The 2,548-nt window shown below is 34.1% G+C and carries 2 protein-coding genes; both read right to left on the bottom strand.

What is annotated here, in order from left to right:
• Positions 1-1,282: glycoside hydrolase family 97 N-terminal domain-containing protein (locus tag H7254_RS02370; protein ID WP_301931461.1), on the bottom strand; the 1,282-nt coding region annotated here is incomplete at its 3' end.
• Positions 1,283-1,933: 651 nt separating this feature from the next.
• On the bottom strand, positions 1,934-2,548 hold a 615-nt coding region (locus H7254_RS02365), incomplete at its 5' end, for a hypothetical protein (RefSeq protein ID WP_301931460.1).

The following is a 2,548-nucleotide window of genomic DNA, read 5'->3' as shown; positions in this document are numbered from 1 at the left end:
GTTTATGTTCAGCAGCTGTTTTTAATATCTCTTCCTGTATATTCACCATTTCCTGGTCGTCACGATTTAAGAAGTCTACCATCATCCCTTTAATACCCCATTTTTGAAATTGATCAAAAGACCTTTCGAGATTAGGATATAGAGCTTTCCAATTTACCCATACATGTATTCCAACTCCCTTTTGCTTAGCATAATCGCATACCTGTTGCATGTTTAAGCTAGGTACGGTTTTAGTAACATCTGTGTTTTGGCCTATTTCTCCATACCAAGGAGCATCACTTTTATACCAGGCAATTCCACCATATCCAATTACGGAATGATATTCAATATGGTGCCTGGCACAAAAATCAATATAATATTTATCCGTTTCGAAATTAATACCTGGTGCAAATGTGGTATCAGGCGTAATATCTCCGTTCCACCAATGAAAGCTGGTTTTTCCTGGTTTTATCCAGGAAATGTCTTTAATAATGGATGGTTCGTTTAAGTTTGTCAGCAGGTTTGATTCAATCAATGCACCTACCCGATCACTAATCATCATTACCCGCCAAGGTGTATGATGCGGCAGTATTGCTTTTACTTTTATTGCTGTCTGCCCCGGAAACGGCGAGAGCATGGTCGTCAGTACGCCATTCTTTTTTGCCAGGTACATGCCTGCGTAATTGCGCAGGTTGGCCTCTGTGATGGCCATGTATACATTGCCGGGGTATTGGAATAAAGAAGGCAAGTCCATCAACGTATCTGGTTTAATTTCATTCAACCGCAGCGAATCGTAAAATCCTTCGTGAGATGTGGTATAATTTTCCCTGAACAGGGTCAGCACTTTTGGATTGGCAGCAAGGTTAAACGTTGTTTGTTCATCAGTCAAAATGTAAGACGACCAACCTTCCTGCTTTGGAAATTCATACCTGAAAGCTACTCCATCATTAAAAGCTCTTACTACAATATTTACCTGCTTTTTATCGGTTCCATTGTTTCGTATAATCGGAACTGTAAGTTCGTTATAGTGGCTGTGAATAGTTTTAGCCTTTCCCACCACCAGGTCATAGGTTTCATCATCTGTTTTAAATATAGGTTTACCTGCAACAAGCCCTTCGGCAAAAGTTCCATCTTCTTTGAAAGCTAATCCCAGCGATGATTTATCTACTAATTTTTTGCCCTTATATACCACTTCATAAACAGGCGAATTTTTAGTAAGTGTAAATGAAAAGACTATGTTTTTGTCAGGTGATTTTATCTGAATGATTTTTTGGGAGAATGATTTTGTACCCGGGATTATCATTACAAGAAGCAAGATATTTTTGATTAATTTCATAGACGAACTTACTTAAATATTCTTTTAAAATCAAAAAGTAAGTTACCGAAGTTATTTAATAGGCTATGCAGAATTGACACCCAAAAAGTATTAAGATACCACTTACCCATATGAATATTCATACAACCCAATTTTCTATCTGAAGAAATTGACAATGTAATATTGTTGCGTGGATTAAATAAATCAATCGAGGTTATTCTTCCCTATGCTTTTAATAAGTATTCTATAGACTGGTTTTAATTTTTCCTTCGATGTTTTAAGTGATAAATGCCTGTTGAACCACATCATAACAAGCTTTTAAATATTATAATCCTGATAGGAACTTCAAAGATGGATGGGTAATGCTTAAATGACCTTATAAATGAACTAGTGCAGGTTTATGACATAAAAATTTTTAGTGTAAAGATGCGTCCGTCCAACGATAAATACTTTTATTGCAGGCACTCCTGTAGATAGATGGAGAGGGTATCAATTGTAATTTTGGGGCTCATAAATCTTAAATGTACCATTGTTACAGATGGAAGCCTTTTGGGTAGAACTGCACAGTTAAAAAAGAAAAGGTACAAGACTCAATAAAAATATTTTACTAAAATGATTTACTTTCATAAATAATGTTGGTTACAATTTTATGCCGTATGTTAAACTAATAGCCAATCGATTAATTTTATAATTAAACAAATTTGTATTTGGTTCAGTAATAATAAATTGAACATTATCGATCTGTTGTTCTATTCCGATTTTTACAAGATGCTTATTTTTTGCTAAATAATAAAGGGAAATATTTATTAATTTACCATTACCATAATGTTCTATAACATCATTTATGCTGAAAAGGTTAATACCTCCGGAAAGATCAATGCCTGCTGAGTTTTTTCCCATATCCAGAATTTTTAACCTGCCTGCCAGTTCAATTGGTATGGAAACTGATGTCTGTTGAGCCGCAGTTAAATATGTTTCCAAAAAGTAAACATAAATTCCAGATTTTAATCCCAGAGAAAAATCTTTAGTTAGGGGATATAGAACAGTACCGATTACATTTAAATAAGGATGACTGTATTTCTTTTTTTTATAGTATTGAATTTCATTACTTCCTGTAATTTTTGTTGCAAGCATGTCTTCACCTATTGATTTATTAATACCTATACTCAAATCAAAAAGTAACTTTTTTTGGGCATTCACCAAAAACGGCTGTAATGAAATTAGCATAAATCCAAATAAATATTTTTTCATACT

This window comes from Ferruginibacter sp., assembly GCF_014377975.1.
Classification (GTDB): domain Bacteria; phylum Bacteroidota; class Bacteroidia; order Chitinophagales; family Chitinophagaceae; genus Ferruginibacter.
Note: the sequence above shows the minus strand (reverse complement) of the source record. Positions and strands in the feature narration are given on the sequence as shown.